The sequence below is a fragment of the Burkholderia sp. BCC0506 genome (assembly GCF_902833145.1).
Taxonomy (GTDB): domain Bacteria; phylum Pseudomonadota; class Gammaproteobacteria; order Burkholderiales; family Burkholderiaceae; genus Burkholderia.
The window spans coordinates 253,054-273,121 of the sequence record NZ_CADFEN010000004.1; the positions used below are offsets into that span (position 1 = coordinate 253,054).

Genomic DNA, 20,068 nt, shown 5'->3' on the forward strand with positions numbered 1-20,068 from the left:
TGCCGGCTCCGTTTAACGCATGAACGACCGCTTCCGGTCGATGCCGTTATTTCGGAGTCTTTCATGAAACTTTCTGTTCCATTGCGATGGGCCGCCGCATGCGTGGCCGCGCTCGCGACGTCCGCCGTATTCGCGCAGGCCGTCATCGTCGCGCCGTACGCGCCGCCGCCGCCGCGCGTCGAAGTGATGCCGGCACCCCGTGCGGGTTACGTATGGGATCAGGGGCACTGGCACCATGGCCGCTACGAGTGGATTCCGGGCCACTGGCAGGTCGTGCGCGTCGGTTACCACTGGGTGCCCGGACACTGGGATGCGCGCGGCCCGGCCTGGCGCTGGGTGCCGGGGCACTGGGCCTGAACATGCACGCCGACGCGCGGCACGCGATGCCGGCGCGGCGGATTGCTCACGCAACATCATGAGTCGAAGCGATGCCTTTTCGAACCGTCGTGATACTGGCGGCTGCCGCGATCGTGCTGGCCGGCTGCGTCGTGGTGCCGGCCCGTCCGGTGTATTACCGGCCCGCGCCGGTCGTCGTATATTGAGCGCGCCGGCCGGCGGTCGCGCGGCCGGCCGACAGGATCGACATGCGGCGCGAACCGGATGCCGATGAAACCGACGCGGCCGACGCCGTGTGCGACGCCGTGTGCGACGCCGTGTGCGATGCGCGCGGGGCCGACGTACCGTCGCCATGGCGCCGTCAGGCGATATCCCGACGCATGCAAGGAGAGCACGACGATGAGCTTCAACCGGGCGGCGGGTATACCTGTCGCGACAGGGCGGCGCCGGCGCGCCGCGCGACGGAGCAGGCGGCGTTGAACGATCGCGGCGACCGCGATCCGGACGCGGAACTCGTCGCGCGCGTCGGCGCGCGCGATGCGTCGGCGGTGCGCGTGCTCGTCGCACGCAAGCTGCCGCGGCTGCTCGCATTGGCGACGCGCATGCTCGGCGACCGGAACGAAGCCGAGGACGTCGCGCAGGAGACGTTCTTGCGAATCTGGAACCACGCGCCGCGCTGGCGCGAAGGCGAAGCGCGCTTCGACACGTGGCTGCATCGCGTCGTGCTGAACCTGTGCTACGACCGCTTGCGGGGCCGGCGCGAAGAGCCCGTCGATACGCTGCCCGACGTGCCCGACACGCAGCCGGAGCCGGCCGCGCATGCGGAACTGCGTTCGCGCGACGCGCGCGTGCAGCAGGCGCTGGCCGCGTTGCCGCCGAGGCAGCGGGAAGCGCTGGTGCTCCAGTACTATCAGGAAATGTCGAACGTGGAAGCGGCCAACCTGATGGGCATCACCGTCGATGCGCTGGAAAGCCTGCTCGCCCGTGCGCGGCGCAACCTGCGCGCGCAACTGGCCGGCGACCCACCTAGCGAGGACAAGCGATGACACCCGAACGATTCCGCACCATCGTCGCCGCGTACGGCTCGGACGCGCGGCGCTGGCCGCAAGCCGAACGCGCGGCGGCCGAAGCGTGGGCCCAAGCGCATCCGCGCGACGCGCTGGAAGCGCTCGACGCCGCCGCCGAGCTCGATGCGTGGCTGATGCAGGACACGGTCGCGCCGCCCGCGCCGGCGCTGGTCGAGCGCATCGTCGCGACGGCGCCGGCGCCGCAACGCGCGCGACGCCGCGGCAGCGTGTGGTGGTCGGGCGCCGCGTTCGCGGGCGTCGGGCTGGCCGGCGCGCTCGCGGGCGCGGTGGCCGTGTCGATGCTGATGCTCGGTAGCGCACCGATCGCGCAACACGAACTGGGCTACCTGACGACGACGTTCGGTGGCCCGAGCATCGACGGAGCCGATGAATGAGCGAACGCAGCTGGAAATTCATTCTCGTCGGCTCGGTCGTGCTGAACGTGTTCATGCTCGGCGCGATCGGCGGCGGCGCGTATCAGTGGTTCGCCACGCATCGCGACGAGCATGCGGCCGGCGGCTCCGCTCAGCGCACGGCCCTGCGTTTCGCCGCGGACGAATTACCCGATGCGCGTCAGCGGGCGTTCGTGGCGGCGCTGAAGGCGGCGCGCAAGGACGGCCGGGATTTCGCGCGGGAAGGGCGTGACGGACGGATCACGGTGCTGGATCTGCTGGCCGCGCCGCAACTCGATCGTGCGGCGATCGACGCAGCGCTCGATCGTACGCGGGCCGCCGATAGCGCGTTGCGTGCGCAGGTCGAGCGCAGTGTCGTCGATTTCGCGGCGACGCTGACCGCGGACGAGCGCGCGAAGTTCGTCGACGGATTGCGGCGCAGCGGGAACTGGCGGTTACCGGCGAAGAAGCGGGGCGCACCGGAGAGCCCGTAATCGTCATCGCGAATCGGCGTTGCGACAGGCGTCGCCGCATGCGAGGCCTTCGTTGCCGACGCTGTTGTCGACGCGACTCGCGGTTGCCGTCTTGCCGATTCCAGGCGCGGACGCGTCGGCCGGAAAATGCGCGCGTCGTGCTGCCAGCGCCCGATCGAAGCCGGGTGTCGTCCGGGCGAGATCCAGCCAGTTCCGCAGGTAGGGCGAGTCCGGCGGATCGTATCGCACGTGCGACAACACCATCGCCGCCGCTGCGTTGTCGCCGACCGCGCGCACCAGGGTCTCCGGTGCGACGACATGGGCTGCATCGAGCACGGTGCGCGTCGCGCCGCCGTCCTTCGTGCGAATGCTGGCCGGCGGGCGGGTAAAGACGTAGTCGGCCGAAGCCGGCTGCCATCGGAGCGGCGCGAGCCAGTGCGGCGGCGGCGCGGATGCGCTGCCGTAGGCGGCCGTCCAGAGACGCAGCGGCGCGGCGGCGGCGACGGTGTAGACGAACCGCGCATGCCGAAAACCGACTGGCGCATCGAACGATTCGATCGGCTCGCCATCGGCAGTCGTGCTGACGATACGGATATCGCGGCCGCCGTGAACGATCACATCGGCCGACGCACCCGGTTGCAGCTGGACGCGCCGTCCGTCGATCGTCGCGGACACGGGGCGCGCGAGACCGTTGTACACGGAAACGGTGACGCGGCCTTGCATCCAGCCGAACACGAGCACGGATCCCACGATTCCGAGCGCCACGGCCGCGCGCGCCATCCCGGGAAGCACGCCGCTGGCCGTGCTGAAGCGCTCGCGGAAGGTCGGCTTGTCGACGTGCAGCACGCGCTCCGTGCCGACGACCAGCGTGTCGTACGCGGCCGGAACGGTTGGCGCCGGCGGCGCATCCGTCGCCGGTGCGCCGGAACTCGCATGGGCGGCGACGATCGCTTCCGCGCGCAGCAGTTCGTCGAGCGTCGCGCGGCGCAACGCGGAAAGGTGACCGGTCACATGCTGGACCCAACCGCCGACGGCACGCAGCCAGCCGTCTATGTTGTTTCGAACCGGCTCGGCGAGCGCGAACTGCGCCAGCGCGCCGGGCCAATTGTCGATGTCGAGCGCGGCCAGCACGGGCGCGCCAGGGCGCACGTCCTCCGCATGCTGGAAGACTTGTGCCAATGCCCGCTGCAACTGCTCGGCCGCGCGGACGATATGGCCGATGCCGTGCTCGGTGATCGTCCCGCCTGCCGTGGCCCGCTGCCGCCACAGCGACAGATGCGCGTGAGCGTCGCGCACATTCGCTTCGGTGTGCTCCGCATAGTGAAGCAAGCGCAGCAAGCCTTCGAGATAGGCCCGCCATGCTGGCGACAGCGTGTCGGCGGCGGCCAGATGGGCGCTGCGTACCGCCTTCAGCACCGCCTGCAGGCGGCCGCGAGCGGCGGATCGCTCGGCATCGACGGCGTCGATCGCGCCGGGCAACTCGGCGCGCCGGAGTATCCGGCCGCGGTGGCGGATGACCCCGTCGATCGCTTGATAGCGCCCGTCGCGCAGCGAGCACAGCAGCGCATGCTCGCGATCGAGCTTGCGCAGCCGCTCGAGATCGTGGCCGATGGCCGCCGGGTACAGCGTGTCGATATCGAGCGAACCGCCGTGCGCGACCGGCTCGGTCAACGACTGCGCGGACCGCGCGTGCCGGGTGGCCGGCAAACCCATGTAGATGCCGCGATATTGCGGCCCGAGATGTTCCTGCACGAAATGTTCGTCGAGTTGCCGCAGCGAAACGTCGGGGTCCACCGGCGTGTATCCGGTGTCGCCGATCAGCGTGGCCGTCAGGTGTTCGCGCAGGCTGGGCGCGTCGTCGAACAGCAGCCACGCGCTGCGCTCGTCGGCGGTCGCGGCGAGATACGTGCGCTTCGCGTTTTCCTCGCGTTCGTGATTTTGCGGATGCGTGGCCCACATGCGCGGCGGCTGCGCGATTTCCCGGTCGAACACGCGGAACGCGCCGGCTGCGTCCGCCGGCACCTGCGGGCGTTGGCCGTAGGCCGGATCGTTGTAGATGCGACCGAGGCGATCGGCAAAAGCCTGATGCACGACGAATGCATCGCGCGGCGGCCGGCCGTTGGCGACTTCGCTGCGCAGCAGGCCCAACGTGCGGTCCCATGCGTCGTCTGCAATCTGCAACCGGTGCAACGCATGCACGATGGCATCGCTGCCGGTCAGCGACACGGCGACCAAGTCGGCTTGCATTTCCATTTCGCGCGACAGCGCACGTTGTGCGAGGACGACGAGGCGGAATGCTATGTCGATGATCGATCGCAATGCCCAGACGGCGAGGCCGAGCAGCCAGCCGATCCACGAGATGCGCACGTCCAGGTTCGACAGGCGGTGCAGAAGGCGGTCGAGCAGGTCGCGCTGCGCGACGATATGAACGGCGATCTGCTGCGCCGTGTAGACCCATCGGCCCAGCGCCATCGACCGCTGCGCGAAATGACCGAACTCATGCGCGCACACCGCCTTGAATTCGGTGAGGTTGAGCATGTTGACGAGCGCGAGCCCGATCTCCAGATGCTTGTGCGAGGGCCGAACCAGATTCAGCAGCGACAGGTCGTAGAAGACGGCCGCATTGACTCGCGCACTGACGAACACCTTGTTCGGGCGCGGCGCGCCGGCGTCGTCGGCGATACGTTCGAGGAACGCGAACAGTCGCGGCTGCTGCGCGCGCGTCAATTCAACGCGGTCCGCACGCTCGTCTTTCCGGACGAAGAAGAGCGCCTTGGCCAGGAATGCCGCCAGGAACAGGCTACCGCCGCACGCGAGCCATTCGGGCAACCCGGCCGACCCGCCATCCAGCGCGAGCCGCAATGCACCGGTGATTGCCGAGAACGCGAACCAGCCGGTCAGCGCGAGATACAGCAGGATGAACAGCACGAGGCCCGTAACCGCCAGCCACACGTTGCGGCGATACGCGCGGCTCGCGCGCGTGAGTCCGGCCGGCACGTCGCGCGGCCCGGCGGGGTAAATGGTGACCATCGTGTTATCGACCCATGAGCGTAAGCCGCGCGTCTGTCGCGCGATCAGGACATCGGAATGTGACAGCCGATCGATCGTGCCGGCGTATCGCTTCCTGGAACCGCGTTGCCATCGAAGGCGGGATGAAAACCGGATGAAAGCATTCGCATCGTGTTGCGTATTCGACATTCCCCGACCGACAAAATCGCCACCCATCGGAAAAAAGATCAGGCAGAATAAGCCGCCGTGTCGTTTCGGACTGGCAAACAAATATCAATGAAACGTGCATGCCGGGGCGTATCCCCGGAATCCGGGGGAATACCATGTTCGTCTTCTGGGGGCGGAAGTTAGTCTATCGCAAGCAGGGCTACGTAGCGGACTTCTGTCCGATCTGCCGAACGCCGCGTACGTTCGAATTGCAGCGGGTCGGTTCCGCCGGCCATGTCTACAACATCTCGGTCGGGGAAGGGCGGCTGGTCGGATATCAGCGAACTTGCCAGACTTGCCGAACGCCGGTCAAGAGCGAGCTGTCCACCTATGCGAGCGTGTCGCCGAAGCCCGCGCCGCTGCCGGAACTGACCGCGCAGACCTTTCCCAATCTGGAATCGGCATGGCGAGACCGGCTCGTGCTCGAGGAGCGGGTTCGCACCGCGCTCCCGTCGCTGCAGCCCGACGAGCGACAGGCGCTGATTCGCGATCCGTTCGTGGTGCTGTCGACGAAGGTCGAGCGTTATTTCGCGTCGAGCCGCATCAACTGGCGGGACATACTCGCGATCTTCGTCGCCTTCGCCGTCGCGATCATCGGGTCGGTGACGGTGGGCATGATCGCACCGGGCGCGACGACCTACGGCATCTATTTCTTCATCGCGCTCGGCGTGTTGATCGTCGTCAGGCAAATCAAGGCGACGGGGCGTCGCTACATGGTCAAGCAGATTGTCCCGCCCCTCGCGTCCGCGCTTGCGCCATTGCAGCCGACCCGGGAGGAAATCGATTCCGCGTTTCGCGAACTGCGTCTTTCGCAGCCGCGGATAGCCGGCAAGCTGCCGATGGAAGCGTTGCTGTCGAAGCTGTCCGGCAAGGATGTTGCGGGCCTTGGCGATGCGGGTGCCGCACGCTGAGGTAACCGTACGCGCCGGACGGCGGCCCGGCCGATCAGCCGTGCAACGGTGGGCGTGATGGACGTCGAACCTGAAACGGCAGACGGAACGACATCGGCATCGCGACGGAGGATCGCGACATCGTGCTTCGCGATCGTCGGGAACAGGCGCGCTGCGTCGTCGGGCGAATGGCCGCGAGCGATTGAAAGCAAAAAGCAAGCGATGCGGTTCCCCGGCCGAGAAACATAAATATTTCGCAGTCCCGCGACGGATTTTCCGGCGCCGCTCGTTAAACACGGGTACGCACCGCGAGAACTCTCGTCATGGACCACCCGAACGACATCTCACCGGCCGCGATCGCGCTGAACCGCTTCGGTCTCGGTGCGCGCGCCGACGAAGCCCCGCCCGCCGATCCGAAGGCCGCGTTGCTCGCGCAGTTCGACCGCTACGACGCACGGCCTGCCGCATGGGCCGGCGAGCCGGACGCGGTCACGCTCGCCACGCGCTTCGCGAATACCCGCAACGCGATGACGAGCGACGACGCGGCCGCGAAGCGCGCGACCGGGCAATCGATCCGGCGCGACGGCTACGACGCGTATCGCAGCGCCGTCACCGCGCGCATGAACAGCGCGCTGACGACGCCCGCGCCGTTCATCGAGCGTCTCGTGCATTTCTGGGCGAATCATTTCGCGGTATCGGTCGACAAGGGCCAGGTGGCCGCGTACGCGGGCGCATTCGAACGCGACGCGATCCGCCCGCACGTGCTCGGCCGGTTCGAGGACATGCTCGTCGCCGTCGAGCAGCATCCCGCGATGCAGGTGTTCCTCGACCAGGCGCGCTCGGTTGGCCCCGACAGCCCGGCCGCGCTGCGTGCGCAGGCACGCAATCCGTCGGCGAAGCGCGGGCTCAACGAGAACCTCGCTCGCGAGATCATGGAACTGCATACGCTCGGCGTGCGCACCGGTTACACGCAAGCCGACGTGACGGAATTCGCGCGCGCGCTGACCGGCTGGAGCATCGCCGGCGGGCGCGGCCCGCAGCCGGGCGATGCGGCGCCCGGCGCCTTCGTGTTTCGGCCGAATCTGCACGAGCCGGGCACGCGCACGGTGATGGGGCGCACCTACGATCAGCCGGGCGAAGTGCAGGCGCGCGCGATTTTGCACGACCTCGCGCGATCGGAGGCGACGGGCCGGCACATCGCGTTCCAGCTCGCCCGCCATTTCGTTGCCGACAACCCGCCGCCCGCGCTGACCGACCGGCTCGCGCGCGCCTTCGATGCGAGCGGCGGCGACCTGCCGACCGTCTATCGCGCGCTCGTCGATGCGCCGGAAGCATGGTCCGCCGTCAACCGCAAGTTCAAGACGCCGTGGGAGTGGGCCGTATCGTCGCTGCGCGGGCTCGGCTGGCGCGACACCGGCGATCTCAAGGCCGCGCCGCTGCTCGCGCAGCTCGGCCAGCCGGTGTGGCGGCCGGGCTCGCCGGCCGGCTACGACGACGTCGCCGCGAGCTGGGCCGCGCCCGACGCGCTCGTGCGCCGCGTCGAGATTGCGCAGCGTCTGGCCGCGCGCACCGGCGACCGGCTCGATCCGCGCACGCTCGGCGACACGCTGCTCGCCGGTTCGATGAGCGTGCCGACCGCGCTCGCGCTCGCGCGCGCCGAAAGCGCGACGACGTCGCTCGCGCTGCTGCTCGTATCGCCCGATTTCCAACGGAGATGACCATGGCACTGTCCCGTCGACAATTCCTCAGCGTTGCCGCCGCCGGCGCGGGCGCGATCCTCGTCGCCCCGCGTATCGCGTTCGCGAATGTCGAGACCGACCGGCGCTTCGTGTTCGTGATCCAGCGCGGCGCGGCCGACGGCCTGAACATCGTCGTCCCGTATGCGGAGCCCGCGTACGCGTCGCTGCGCGGGCCGCTCGCGATCGACGCGGCGGCCGCGACGCGCCTCGACGGCACGTTCGCGCTGCATCCGTCGCTCGCGCAAACCGCGCAGATGTACCGCGACGGTCAGGCGCTGTTCGTCCATGCGATCGCGTCGCCGTATCGCGACCGCTCGCATTTCGACGGCCAGAACGTGCTCGAAACGGGCGGTCGTGCGCCGTACCAGGTCAAGGACGGCTGGCTGAACCGGCTCGCCGCGCTGCTGCCGGCGACGCGCGACAGCGCAATCGCGTTCGCGCCGACCGTGCCGCTCGCGCTGCGCGGCACCGTGCAGGCCGCGTCGTATGCGCCGTCCGGTTTGCCGGCCGCGCCGGACGATCTGCTCACCCGCGTGTCGGCGCTCTACGAAGCCGACGCGCAGCTCGGCCCGCTGTGGCAATCCGCGATGGAAGCACGCGGTCTCGCCGGCGATGCGCACGCGCGGCAGGATCCGGCCGGCGTCGGCAAGCTCGCCGCGACGTTTCTCGCGCGCGACGACGGCCCACGGATCGCGATGATCGAGACGGGCGGCTGGGATACCCACAGTGCGCAGAACGCGCGGCTCGCGAATCAGCTGAAGGCGCTCGACACGATGCTCGCCGCGCTGCGCGACGGTCTCGGGCCCGCATGGCAGCAGACCACGGTGCTGGTCGCGACCGAGTTTGGCCGTACGGCCGCGGTGAACGGCACCGGCGGCACCGATCACGGGCAGGCGTCGGTCGCGATGCTCGCGGGCGGCGCGGTTGCAGGCGGGCGCGTGATTGCCGATTGGCCGGGGCTGCGGCCCGGCGACCTGTATGAAGGGCGCGACCTGAAGCCGACCGCGTCGCTCGACGCGCTGATCGCGGGCGCGGCCGCCGACAGCCTGCGGCTCGATCCGCGCCGCACCGCGTCCGTGTTGTTCGCGGAAAGCGGGCCGACGCAGCCGATGAGCGGCCTGATTCACGGGGTCGCGTGACGCGGTGCCAGAGCCGCGACGGGGGCCGTCAACCGATTACACGACAGGGAGAATCGACGATGAAAATCCGGTCCGTTTCGCTCGCCGTACTGGTGAGCGCGAGTGCGGTGCTGATGTCCGCCTGCGTGGTCGAGCCCGTGCGGCCGCCGCAACCCGCGCCGGTCGTCGAGGTCGCGCCGCCACCGCCAGCTCCCGGCTATCGCTGGGCGAAGGGGCATTACCGGTGGGCCGGCAATCACTGGGCGTGGGTGCCGGGGCATTGGGTGGCGGTGTACTGACCGTGCACGATGCGCCGCGCGGCGCGCCTACCACCCGATCCGGTGTTTCTCCTCCGTCTCGCGATGCCGCCAGTCGTCGTCCGCATGAAGATACTGGCTCGTCGTCGTGAGCGATACATGGCCGAGGTTGTCGCGCACGAGCCGCAGGTCGACGCGGCCGTCGGCCATGTGCGAGCCCGCACTGTGGCGCAGCCAGTGCGCGGACGCCTGTTCGAGCACGCGCGCCGCCTGCTCGCCGGCTTCGCCGTTCGCGCGCAGCCGGTCGGCCGCGTGCCGGAACACCTGCTTCACGATGCGGTGCAGCGCGGCGCGCGTGAGCGGCTTGCGCGTCTGGCCGACCGGCAGCACGAGCGGCGTCGGCTCGCCGTCGAACGGTAGCGCGGGCAGGCCGTGCGCGCGCCGGTAGCGCGACAGCTCGGCCATCATCTCGTCGGTGGCCGGCACGAGCCGCTGCCGGCCGCCTTTGCCCGTCACGTCGAGCCACCAGCGCTCGTGCCCGTTCGCATCGCGCCGGCAGAAGAATTGTCCCATCGTCGTATCGGCTGCTTCGGTGATGCGCAGCCCGCCGAGATACAGCAGCGTGAACAGCCAGCGCGCGCGATCCGCATGGAAGCACGCGCGGGCATCGTCGCGCGGCATCGCGGCGATTGCGTCCTTCACCGATTGCCACAGCGGCTGCCCGAGATGGCGCGTGACACGCGGCGCGGGCCGTCGCTGCCGCTGTCGCGACAGCGCGAGCGGGTTGCCGGCCAGATAGCCGGCCTGCACGAGCCACGAGAACATCACGTTCAGGATCACCAGCGCCTGCCGCTGGCTGGCTGCCGACAGCGGCCCGTAAAACGGCCGCCAGCGCGGATCGTCGCGCGGATGCTTGCGGCCGCCGTTCGCGCACCACAGCTCGGCCGGCGTCGGCGCGAGCAGGAATTGCCGGTACACGACGAGATCCTCGTGCGTGAGCGACGACAGCGGCTTGCCGCACGCGATCACGGCCCACAGCAGCAGGCGCTCGGCTTCCTTGCGGTAGTTCTGGAACGTGGTCGGCGTATCGACGAAGCGGGCGAGCCACGCGCGCACGGCGTCGAGGTCGTTGGTCGCGGCGATCTGCGGATGCGCGCTGCCCGAGCGGTTGGTGCCCGTGCGTCCATCGAGCGCGGCCGGCACGACGAGCGTATCGATCGGCAGCGGGCGCAGCGCGGTGTCGGACGAAGCGGATGAGGTCATGCGGAGGAAACGCGCCGCGTAGGCCGCACGGCGCGTGGCCGGGCGGATGAAGGCAGCGCGCCAAAGCGTATCGGGAAGCATCGATGGTACACGATGACCACACGGTGAAGCGGCCGTCGGCGGCGATAGCCTGTCCGCTGACGAAGCGCGCGGTGAAATCGGAGCACGCTAACGTAGCGGCTCGCGTGCGACATCCGATGAGTGAGCGTGGTCGATCGCGTTCTGTAAGGTATTCGTGAACTTTCTCGCGAGGCGGTTCGTCTAATCGGCCCTCCAACGCCCTAGAGGAACATCGCATGATTCGCACGTCCCGAACGCTGCTTGGCGTGGCCGTCATCGCCGGCAGCATGCTCGTCGCCGGATGCCAGACCGACACGGCGGCCACTGGGCCGCAGGCGGCCCGCCCGACCGACGGCAAGCCCGTGACCAAGACCGTCTACGTCGCGCCACAGTCCGCGCGCTGCACGGGTGTCGCGCCGATGGAGTGCCTGCAGGTGCGCAGCAGCCCGAGTGAGCCGTGGAGCCTGTGGTACGCGGGAATCGCGGGGTTCGCGTACCAGCCCGGCTACCTGTACACGCTCGAAGTCGACGAGTATCGTGTCGCGCAGCCGCCGGCCGACGGTTCGTCGATCCGCTGGGTGCTCAAGCGCATCGTCGAACGCCGCCAGGTGAACTGACGCCCGCGATCACGCGGAAGGACGTGCCGCCGCACCGGCCGGCGGCGCGGCCGTATCGATCCGCCGGAACACGACGGACGACAGCAGCGTCACCGCGCCCATGCACGCGAACGACAGCATGAACCCGTGCGCCGTCGAGCCCAGGTACGCGGCGAACAGGTTGACGAGCCCGCCGCCGATCGACACGCCCAGCCCCATCGCGAGCATCTGCATCATCGTGAACAGGCTGTTGCCGCTGCCGGCGTCGGCATGCGACAGCCCCTTGAGCGTCACGCCGTTCATCGCGGCGAACTGCATCGAATTCGCCGCGCCGAACACGATCAGCAGCACGCCTTCCAGCACCGGCGCGGGCCGCGCCGACACCAGCGCGAACCCCGCGATCGCGCAGCCGACGACACCCGTGTTCACGACCAGAAACGCCGCATAGCCGAAGCGCTTCACGAGCGGCGCGATCCAGCGTTTCGCGATGACGCCCGCGATCGCGGCCGGCAGCATCATCAACCCGGATTGCAGCGGCGTATAGCCGAGCTGCACCTGCATCAGCAGCGGCAGCATGAACGGGACGGAGCTCGTGCCGATCCGGCACAGCAGGTTGCCGAGCAGCCCGGACCCGAAGTTCGGCTCGCGGAACAATCCGAGCCGGAACAGCGGCTGCGCACGTCGCCGCGCGTGCGGCAGGTACGCGAGCGCGCTCGCGAGGCCGAGCCCGGCGAGCGCGGCCGACCACGCGGCGCGGTGCGCGGACATCGGCGGGTCGATCGCGAGCGACAGCGCGATCATCGCGGCCGACAGCAGCGCGCAGCCGACGAAGTCGAACGGCGGCGGCTGCGTCGCCTGGTCGTGCGGCAGGTAGCGCTGCACCGCGATGAAGCCGATCACGCCGACCGGCACGTTGACGATGAACACCCAATGCCACGAAATCGCCTGCGTGAGCCAGCCGCCGAGCGTCGGCCCGACGATCGGGCCGAGCTGGCCGGCGATCGACACGAACGCGATCGCCGCGACGTACTGTTCGCCCGGCACGCGGCGCAACACGGCGAGCCGCCCGATCGGCAGCAGCATCGAGCCGCCGATGCCCTGCACGGCGCGTGCGATGACGAGCTGGCCGAGCGTATGCGACGCCGCGCAGCCGATCGACGCGAGCACGAACACGAGGATCGCGACCGAGAACACGCGACGTGTGCCGAACCGGTCGGCGAGCCAGCCGGAGGCTGGCGTGAGCATCGCCATCGTCAGCGTGTAGACGACCACGACGGGCTGCATCGCGAGCGGCGACGCATGCAGGCTTTGTGCGATGGAGGGCAGTGCGGTGTTGACGATCGTCGTATCGAGCGACTGCATGAAGAACGCAGCGGCGACGATCCAGAGCAGCGCGGAATGAGCGGGTTCCCGGGACATGGCGAAATCGGTGGTGCGAGAAGTCCGGAGCGGGCGGCGCCGGTGTGCGATCGTGCGGCGTGTGCCGAACTTCGAGAGGTCGATGGTACCGATTCCGCTGCTCGACGGGAAGCCGCCTCGCCGACTGCATCGATGACATGGCGGCGGGCGCGGGCGTCGGGGCACGCGAATGATCGGCCTTGCCACTTCTGCCTGCGTTCGACGACGTTGCAAGACATGAGCCGATCGGCCCGCGGCATGTCGCGCATGGCCGTACAAGATGCATGCGCACGCATCGGCATTCACCCTGCCTCGCGACACGGAATTACGCGTCGGCGTCACGTGCGATCGGTACGAGGTCGCACTTTTGCAACGCTTTTTCAACGTATTCCTCCGCACACGATCGATCGCGATGACGACCGCCATGCGCCGACGGCCGTCCAGCCTCGCTCCGCCGGCGTGTCGCGACCGGCGCGAGAGGCCGACTATCGCGTGTTTCGGCGTCGCCCGCCGAATACGGATACGTTCCTGAAACATTTCCCCTCGATTGCGGCTCGCGCGACGACCGGTCTCGGCCGACCGCGCTTTTTCCGCCTGGGTCGGCGCCGCATGGCATGCGCTTTGCGGTTCCCCCGATGCCGCTGGCGCAGACGCATTTCGCCAGAACGATCCGCGTATCGGCGGCATGTCACGACATCGAAACAAACGGGGAATCGGATCGGGTCGCGCGCGCCATGTGTCACGGCGCATGCGCCGCGCATGTCGTATCGGTCATGCGCACGGCGCAACGCGTTCCCGATCCGTCGAACAGCAAGCGTGCTTGCAAGGTGTCGTGCCGGGGTTCGCATCGCGCATCGCGACGAAGGCCGCGTGTGCGCCGCGTCGCACCCGGCACATGTCGGGGGAGGCGCCCGTGAAAACGACGGTGAATCAATGGGCAGCGGTCGCGGTGATGTTCGTCGCGAGCGCGCACGCGCAGGAAATCTACCTGCAAGGCGGCACGCAGGGCATCGGCATCGGGGCGGCCGTGAGCTTCAACTCGATGCTGGGCGCGCATGCGGATTTCAACGCGATCAATCTGACGCATGACTTCACGGTGGCCGGCAACCGCTATCAGGACGACCTGAAGCTGCGCCAGGGCGGCCTGTATGCCGACATCTTTCCGTGGCGAGGCAGCGGCTTTCGCGCGACGCTGGGATTGCGCTTCAACGACGACGAGCTTCGCGGCGTGTCGGTACCGACCAACGGAACCTACGTATTCGGCGGCAAGCGCTATCCGGCGCTGCCGGGTATGTACGCGGTCGCGCAAGCGCGTTACCCGACCGTGATGCCGTATGCCGGAATCGGCTACGGGCATCGGCCGGCGTCGAAAGGGCTCGGGTTCGTCGCCGATATCGGCGTCGCGTACGGGATACCGAAATGTTCGTACACGCTGTCGCCGGAGCTGGCCGCGGCGGCCGGGCCGGCGAAGAGCCAGGTGCTGGTCGCGAGCGGGCTCGACGCGTTGCGACAGCGGATGTCGCGCTATCGGTGGTATCCGGTCCTGCAGATCGGCATCTCGTACCGCTTCTGAACCGCGGGCGGGTCACGGCGTGACCGTTTGACGCTCGGGAGCGCGCTCGGCCGCGCGGCGTGCCGGGCGTGCGTCGTTGCGCTTCGCGATGAACGGATGCTCGACGTAGCGGTAGGTCAGCAGCGCACACAAGACGGCCACCAGCGCGCAGGCCAGCGCGAGCGCCCAGACGCCCGAGTCGCTGGTTGAATCGATCGGGACAACGAACTTGTCGAATGCGTGAATGATCATGTACACGATCACCATGTGGATCATGTAGATGCTGAAACTGGCAGTGCCGAGCAGCGCGAGCGGCCGGGTCTTGAGCACGCCGTAGAACGTGTTGTCGCTTGCGATGCAGAGAAACACCGGAAGGAGCGGCAGCGCGCCTGCGATCGAATAGCGTTCGGCCGGGGACGGAGACAGCGCGAGGATCAGCAGCGCGATGGTCGCCGCCGGCTTCGTGGCGAGCCGCGCGCGGATCGCGGGGTGCCGCGACACCTCGTAGCCCACGGCGCCGAACGCGAACAGCAGCGCCATGCCGCCGGGCGGCCCGAACAGCGCGGCGCAGGCCGTGACGATCGCGAGCGCGAGCAGCTTGCGCCACGCACGCGTGGCGACGAACCATGCGAGAAACGGCACGGCGACGTAGAACCGCCATTCGTACGCGAGGGTCCACCAGACGCCGCTCAGGTAGGGCGTGCGCTCCGCTCCGTTGATCGGGAACGCGCCGAACCAGCCGAGCGAAACGGTCTTGAGCAGGTCCGCCAGCAACTGCGTCGGTGCGCCGACGGCGTTGCCGGGAAACCAGTAAAGCGTGCACGCGACGATGACGGCCGCATAAAACAGATAGAGCGGCGCGAGGCGTCGCACGCGCCCGACGAAGAAGCTCCGCACGTCCAGGGTGCCTCTGCATGCGCGTTCCCAGAACAGCAGCCCGGTCACCATGAAGAACATCGCGACGGGGATCGTTCCGAGATTGCGCAGGAAATCGGAGCCGGCACCCCAGGTGCCGGTCGACAGCAACGCCTGGTTGCACGCGAAGTGATGAAAGACGACGGACGTGGCCAGGATGCCGCGGAAGCCGTCGAGATTGCGGTAGCGCATCGACAGCGACTTGTCGACGGCCGACCGGTAGAACGGCACGTGTCGGGCGACGAGCCACGCGATGATCGCGACAGCCGCAACGCATGCCGGGAAGTAGAGTTTGTCGGGTGTCGGGGAGAGCAGGGTTTCCAGAGAGGGCGTAACAAAGTCCACTGAAGAGCGTCTCGTGTCTTGGATCGGGATTTCAGGCACGGATGGTCCGCGTCGATGCAAGGTCTTCTGCGCGCTTCGCACGGCGTTCGATTCGCCGGTCTTGTGATCCGATGGTATCAAACGATGGCGCCCGCCGCGGCGCGTTGTGCAACACGATGTTTCAGCGCGAGTCGATACGGCGCGTGGATTCGTCATGCATGTCGCAAACGGTGCTCGCGCCGCAAATCCCGTTCCTCGCCGGCCCGACAGTCGGTGATCGATCGCACTTTGGCTGGCCATTCGGCCGAATTCCACACCGTCCCGCTCCCGGTTACCTTGAGCGATAGCAGTTCGATGCGTCGGGCCCGCGGCGGAACGTAGGCGGATTCATGCCGCCCGCTGCCGCGGGTTCACGCCGACACTCCAGCGTCCGTCCAGTCACGAAGGTGATAGCAATGCTTGCAATTTACCCGCGCGGCGCTATCATTGATAGCAAATCTGGACGGAGGGACTCATGGCAAATCTTCTGGTGCGTAACGTGGATGACACTATCGTTCAAAGTCTGCGCGAGCAGGCCGCGGCCAATGGCAGGAGCGCCGAGGCCGAACATCGAGCCATTCTGGCCGAAGCGCTCGGCCGGCCGAAGCGGCGGACATTCGCGCAAGTGCTGATGAGCATGCCGGAGGTCGGCGAGGACGCGGATTTCCAACGTGTTCAGGATTCAGGCGAGGTCAGGCGTGTTTTTGATTGATACGAACGTCATCAGCGAAATCAGGAAAGGCAAGCGAACCAACCGCGGCGTGCGCGCCTTCTTCAGGCAGGCCGAAGCCGATGCGAGTCCGCTTTACCTGTCCGTGGTGACGGTGGCCGAGCTGCGGCGCGGTGTCGACCTGATCCGTCATCGCGGCGATCTCAGCCAGGCGTCGGCGCTCGAGGCCTGGATGACGATGATCCTGTCCGGCTATGCACAGAACATCCTGCCGGTCGATATCGAGACCAGCCAGATGTGGGGGCATTTGCGTGTGCCCGATCCGACGCACGAACTCGACAAGCTGATTGCGGCCACCGCGCTGATCAACGATCTCACGGTCGTGACGCGCAACGTCGGCGATTTCGCTCGCACCGGCGTCCGGTTGCTGAATCCGTTCGACTAGCATCGTGGCGGCGACCTATCGTCGCGCGAAGTCGAGACGGGGGCGATCGGCAGACAGGCGAGTGCCGACGTCGCCGGTTCCCGTGCCCGGCGTCGACACAATCGCAACATTTCCCGCCCGCTGCACAGAATCTCCCGTAGGCGCGCCTTCGCGCCGCAATCATCGTGTTTCACCGCTCGCGTCCTCTTGTCCCGACATGCGACATGACGCCGCCCGGCGGCCGGTATCCTGCGCGGTGGCCGAGGGGCTGCGCTTGTGCGTCGCACCAAAAGAACTTGACGAAACGGACACTACCGCGTAGTGTCCGAGACCGAAGTCGTCAAGAAGTCCGATTGCTCATCATTGGCCGCACACCGTGCGGCAGTCGTTGGTCTCTCCCTCTTTGATTCTTTCTGTGCCCGTCGCGGGCGCATGTTCCTCATTTGTCATTTGTATTAAGGAAGTATTTGTGGATACCGGTACCGTCAAGTGGTTCAACGAAACCAAGGGCTTTGGTTTCATTTCCCCGGACAACGGCGGCGACGATCTGTTCGCCCATTTCTCGGAAATTCGCGGCACGGGCTTCAAGACCCTGGCCGAAGGCCAGAAGGTCAGCTTCGAAGTGAAGCGCGGCCCGAAGGGTCTGCAAGCGTCGAACATCACGCCGCAGTAAGCCGCATCGGCATCGGTCGCCGATCGGCGGCCGCTGCCGGATGGCGTACCGCGCGGGGCGCCGCTCGACGGCGGCCTGCGCGTTCCGATGCGCACGACCGATGCATCGCGACATTCACGATGCATCGGTCGTGACGCCTCCCTCATCGCATGCGTGGACCGCATGCGACGCAACGCCCTCGCGAAGCGCGCACCGTTCGCGAGCGCATCACTGCTTCAACGCATCAACCCGAGCAGACCGCCGCCTTGCCGTAGCGGGCGCGGTCCCGACTTGCGCGGCGCTACAGGCGCCGCAGCCACCGACCGCCCGAACGTCGCCACGCGCCGGGCTCCGATCGCAAGACAGGCCCGAGGCCCGTCTGAACGAACCGATCCCGGCCGCATGCCGGCCGCCGTCCCGTTCGCGGGAGCCGGTGCCGGACAGTCGTCGCGGCCGCGGTCAATCACCTTGTCTGGAGGAATTGGTTTGGCAAAAGAAGAACTGCTGGAACTGGACGGAATCGTCGACGAAGTGCTGCCGGACAGCAAATACCGTGTCACGCTGGAAAACGGCGTCGTGGTCGGCGCGTACGCGTCGGGCCGCATGCGCAAGAACCACATTCGCATTCTCGCGGGCGATCGCGTGACGCTCGAACTGTCGGTGTACGACCTCACCAAGGGCCGCATCAACTTCCGGCACAAGGACGCGAATTCCCCGCGTCCGCCGCGAAGCGGGCAGCCGCGCCGCTAAGCGGCCACGACCGGTGCGCGGCAGCGCGCGCCGATCGATACCTGTCCGGCCGTCTGGCCGGGCGAACCGGATGAACGGTGCACGGTGCGCCGTTGATCGGTAGCCGGCGACGACGTTGCGCCGCGCCGGCTTCTCTTGCTGCCAGCGACCGCCGTGCGTGTACAACGTCCAGGCGGTCGCGTTCCGCGTAAACTCCCCGTCACGAACCGCACGACCCGCACGAGCCGCAAGAGCCGGCGAAATGCATCGTCGTCCGTACCCGCCGACGACTGAATGCATGCACAGCGACGCGTCGGTCCGCGGCTTTACGCAGGAGCCGGCGCGGCCGTACACTCGTCGGCAATTCGCGGCCCGCGCGTGGTTTTCAATCCCTTCGGTGCTTTCAGCGGGCCAACGGCCGTGCCAGCCGGACATTCGTCGCGCGACGCCAGGAGGCGCCATGAGTGCAGACGCAGCCCCCGCATCTCCGCCGGTCCAGGATCGCATCCGGCACGTGTTCGTGCTGATGCTCGAGAACCGCTCCTTCGATCACCTGTTCGCGCTGTCGGGTATCGCCGACATCGTTGCCGCGTCGCCGGGCAACAGCAATGCGTACAACGGTACGATCTATCCGTTCGGCGGCGGTGCGTCCGACCCGATGCCGACCGATCCGTGCCACGAATTCACCGACGTGCTCGAACAGCTCTGCGGTGCGGGCGTGCCGTTCGTGAAAGGGCAGCCGTATCCGCCCGTCAACAATGCGGGGTTCGTGTCGAACTACGCGACGTCGCATTCCGAAGGCATGCCGCCGCAGCTGGCCGACGCGGGCAAGATCATGCAGGGCGTCGATGCCGCGACGCAGGCGCCGTCGCTGTATGCGCTCGCGAATGCGTTCGTGCTGTGCGACGCGTGGCATGCGTCGATGCCGGGGCCGACGTGGCCGAACCGGTTCTTCCTGCACGGTGCGTCGTCGGCCGGGCTCGATCATTCGCCGACCAAGGAAGAAATGGCCGGATGGGATACGCTCGACGGCTTCCACTATCCGAAGGGCTCGATTTTCGCTGCGCTCGGCGACGACAACTGGCGCATCTACCAGGACCAGACGGGGGATCCGCTCGGCCATGTGCCGCAGGTTGCGTCGCTGAAGGGCATCAGCTTCTTCGATGTCGACGATCTCGCGCATTTCGAGACCGATCTCGCCGCCGGCTACACCGCGCGCTACACGTTCATCGAGCCGGGCTACGGCGACATCGTGCACGGCACCTACCGGAACGGCAGCTCGCAGCACCCGATGGACGGGCTGGCCGGCGGCGACCGGCTCGCCGCACGCGTGTACAACGCGATCCGCAACTCGCCGGTGTGGAACAGCAGCCTGTTCGTGATCGTCTACGACGAGCACGGCGGCTTCTACGATTCGGTCAGGCCGGGTGCCGCGCCGCCGCCGAACGATGGTGCGCCCGCGACGCTGAACGCGAGCGGCTTCGGCTTCGACATCTACGGCGTGCGCGTGCGGGCGATCGTGATTTCGCCGTGGGTCGCGGCCGGGCACGTCGATCACACGCCGTACGACCACGCGTCGGTGGCCGCGACGCTCGAGCGGCTGTTCGGCCTCGCGCCGCTGACCGACCGCGATCGCCTCGCCAACGACCTGCTCGCGCTCGTCACGGCGACGTGCCGGACTGACTGTCCGCAAAGGATCGGAGCATGAATGCCAGCGCTCCGACTCCGGACCCGCGCGATGCGCTGCCCGTGCGCGACGGCACGAGCCTGATCGCCTATCTGCACATCCTGAGGAAAGCGCATGCGGCGCTCGTCGGCCAGGACAAGGCCCACCAGCGCTTCAGCGAGATCGTCACGCGCGGGCAGGCGCGGCAGTACATCGAGGAGCTGATGCCGGTGCTGTTGCACAAGCGTGCCGAGCATCGGGCGCGCAAGCATGGCGGGAAGCATCGTTGAGT

Annotated in this window: 20 protein-coding genes; 16 read left to right on the top strand and 4 right to left on the bottom strand. The window is 68.0% G+C overall.

Annotated elements, in window-relative coordinates; genetic code table 11:
• Positions 1-63: 63 nt before the first annotated feature.
• The 4 genes from HWX62_RS11085 (at position 64) to HWX62_RS11100 (ending at position 2,289) form a co-directional block, all read left to right on the top strand.
• Entirely contained in the window at positions 64-357 is a 294-nt protein-coding gene (locus HWX62_RS11085; protein WP_175928553.1) for a YXWGXW repeat-containing protein, read from the top strand.
• A 227-nt stretch (positions 358-584) separates the two neighbouring features.
• Positions 585-1,382: an RNA polymerase sigma factor gene (locus tag HWX62_RS11090; protein WP_175928552.1), complete on the top strand. Its 798-nt coding sequence runs from the start codon at positions 585-587 to the stop codon at positions 1,380-1,382.
• Positions 1,379-1,798 (top strand): hypothetical protein, encoded by a 420-nt coding sequence (locus HWX62_RS11095; RefSeq protein WP_175928551.1) that lies wholly within the window; start codon positions 1,379-1,381, stop codon positions 1,796-1,798. The genes HWX62_RS11090 and HWX62_RS11095 overlap by 4 nt, the downstream gene beginning before the upstream one ends.
• Positions 1,795-2,289, top strand: coding sequence for a periplasmic heavy metal sensor (locus HWX62_RS11100; RefSeq protein WP_175928550.1), 495 nt, complete (start codon positions 1,795-1,797; stop codon positions 2,287-2,289). The genes HWX62_RS11095 and HWX62_RS11100 overlap by 4 nt, the downstream gene beginning before the upstream one ends.
• Positions 2,290-2,292: 3 nt before the next feature.
• Here the strand turns inward: HWX62_RS11100 and HWX62_RS11105 are convergent, their stop codons facing one another.
• The gene (locus HWX62_RS11105; RefSeq protein WP_175928549.1) at positions 2,293-5,298 is read right to left on the bottom strand and encodes a M48 family metallopeptidase; all 3,006 of its coding nucleotides are present in this window, start codon (positions 5,296-5,298) and stop codon (positions 2,293-2,295) included.
• A gap of 302 nt (positions 5,299-5,600) precedes the next feature.
• Here HWX62_RS11105 and HWX62_RS11110 point away from each other — a divergent pair, with 302 nt between their 5' ends.
• The 4 genes from HWX62_RS11110 (at position 5,601) to HWX62_RS11125 (ending at position 9,530) form a co-directional block, all read left to right on the top strand.
• Complete coding sequence (locus tag HWX62_RS11110; protein ID WP_175985134.1) at positions 5,601-6,395, top strand: hypothetical protein; 795 nt, start codon at positions 5,601-5,603, stop codon at positions 6,393-6,395.
• 302 nt (positions 6,396-6,697) lie between these two features.
• Entirely contained in the window at positions 6,698-8,092 is a 1,395-nt protein-coding gene (locus tag HWX62_RS11115) for a DUF1800 domain-containing protein (RefSeq protein WP_175928547.1), read from the top strand.
• Complete coding sequence (locus tag HWX62_RS11120) at positions 8,089-9,252, top strand: DUF1501 domain-containing protein (protein ID WP_175928546.1); 1,164 nt, start codon at positions 8,089-8,091, stop codon at positions 9,250-9,252. The genes HWX62_RS11115 and HWX62_RS11120 overlap by 4 nt, the downstream gene beginning before the upstream one ends.
• Positions 9,253-9,311: 59 nt before the next feature.
• Positions 9,312-9,530 (top strand): YXWGXW repeat-containing protein, encoded by a 219-nt coding sequence (locus HWX62_RS11125; protein WP_027780761.1) that lies wholly within the window; start codon positions 9,312-9,314, stop codon positions 9,528-9,530.
• Positions 9,531-9,557: 27 nt separating this feature from the next.
• Here HWX62_RS11125 and HWX62_RS11130 read toward each other — a convergent pair whose 3' ends face one another.
• The gene (locus tag HWX62_RS11130) at positions 9,558-10,751 is read right to left on the bottom strand and encodes a tyrosine-type recombinase/integrase (RefSeq protein WP_175928545.1); all 1,194 of its coding nucleotides are present in this window, start codon (positions 10,749-10,751) and stop codon (positions 9,558-9,560) included.
• 296 nt (positions 10,752-11,047) lie between these two features.
• On the opposite strand from HWX62_RS11130, the gene HWX62_RS11135 reads away from it, so the two are divergent.
• On the top strand, positions 11,048-11,428 hold the full coding sequence (locus tag HWX62_RS11135) for a DUF4377 domain-containing protein (protein WP_175928544.1): 381 nt from the start codon (positions 11,048-11,050) through the stop codon (positions 11,426-11,428).
• A gap of 9 nt (positions 11,429-11,437) precedes the next feature.
• Here the strand turns inward: HWX62_RS11135 and HWX62_RS11140 are convergent, their stop codons facing one another.
• Positions 11,438-12,826: a DHA2 family efflux MFS transporter permease subunit gene (locus HWX62_RS11140; protein WP_244136025.1), complete on the bottom strand. Its 1,389-nt coding sequence runs from the start codon at positions 12,824-12,826 to the stop codon at positions 11,438-11,440.
• 874 nt (positions 12,827-13,700) lie between these two features.
• On the opposite strand from HWX62_RS11140, the gene HWX62_RS11145 reads away from it, so the two are divergent.
• Complete coding sequence (locus tag HWX62_RS11145; protein ID WP_175928543.1) at positions 13,701-14,378, top strand: hypothetical protein; 678 nt, start codon at positions 13,701-13,703, stop codon at positions 14,376-14,378.
• 12 nt (positions 14,379-14,390) lie between these two features.
• On the opposite strand, the gene HWX62_RS11150 is transcribed toward HWX62_RS11145, so the two are convergent.
• Positions 14,391-15,617: an acyltransferase gene (locus HWX62_RS11150; protein ID WP_175928542.1), complete on the bottom strand. Its 1,227-nt coding sequence runs from the start codon at positions 15,615-15,617 to the stop codon at positions 14,391-14,393.
• Between the two features lie 493 nt (positions 15,618-16,110).
• Here HWX62_RS11150 and HWX62_RS11155 point away from each other — a divergent pair, with 493 nt between their 5' ends.
• The 6 genes from HWX62_RS11155 (at position 16,111) to HWX62_RS11180 (ending at position 20,066) form a co-directional block, all read left to right on the top strand.
• The gene (locus HWX62_RS11155) at positions 16,111-16,347 is read left to right on the top strand and encodes a DNA-binding protein (protein WP_069618041.1); all 237 of its coding nucleotides are present in this window, start codon (positions 16,111-16,113) and stop codon (positions 16,345-16,347) included.
• A complete protein-coding gene (locus HWX62_RS11160) occupies positions 16,334-16,750 on the top strand; it encodes a type II toxin-antitoxin system VapC family toxin (protein ID WP_175928752.1) in 417 nt (138 codons plus the stop codon). Before HWX62_RS11155 ends, HWX62_RS11160 begins: the two co-directional genes overlap by 14 nt.
• A gap of 448 nt (positions 16,751-17,198) precedes the next feature.
• Positions 17,199-17,402, top strand: coding sequence for a cold-shock protein (locus HWX62_RS11165; RefSeq protein WP_006483056.1), 204 nt, complete (start codon positions 17,199-17,201; stop codon positions 17,400-17,402).
• A gap of 465 nt (positions 17,403-17,867) precedes the next feature.
• A complete protein-coding gene (infA, locus tag HWX62_RS11170) occupies positions 17,868-18,131 on the top strand; it encodes a translation initiation factor IF-1 (protein ID WP_006483034.1) in 264 nt (87 codons plus the stop codon).
• Positions 18,132-18,570: 439 nt separating this feature from the next.
• On the top strand, positions 18,571-19,818 hold the full coding sequence (locus HWX62_RS11175; RefSeq protein WP_175928541.1) for an alkaline phosphatase family protein: 1,248 nt from the start codon (positions 18,571-18,573) through the stop codon (positions 19,816-19,818).
• Positions 19,815-20,066 (top strand): hypothetical protein, encoded by a 252-nt coding sequence (locus HWX62_RS11180; protein ID WP_175928540.1) that lies wholly within the window; start codon positions 19,815-19,817, stop codon positions 20,064-20,066. Before HWX62_RS11175 ends, HWX62_RS11180 begins: the two co-directional genes overlap by 4 nt.
• Positions 20,067-20,068: the final 2 nt, after the last annotated feature.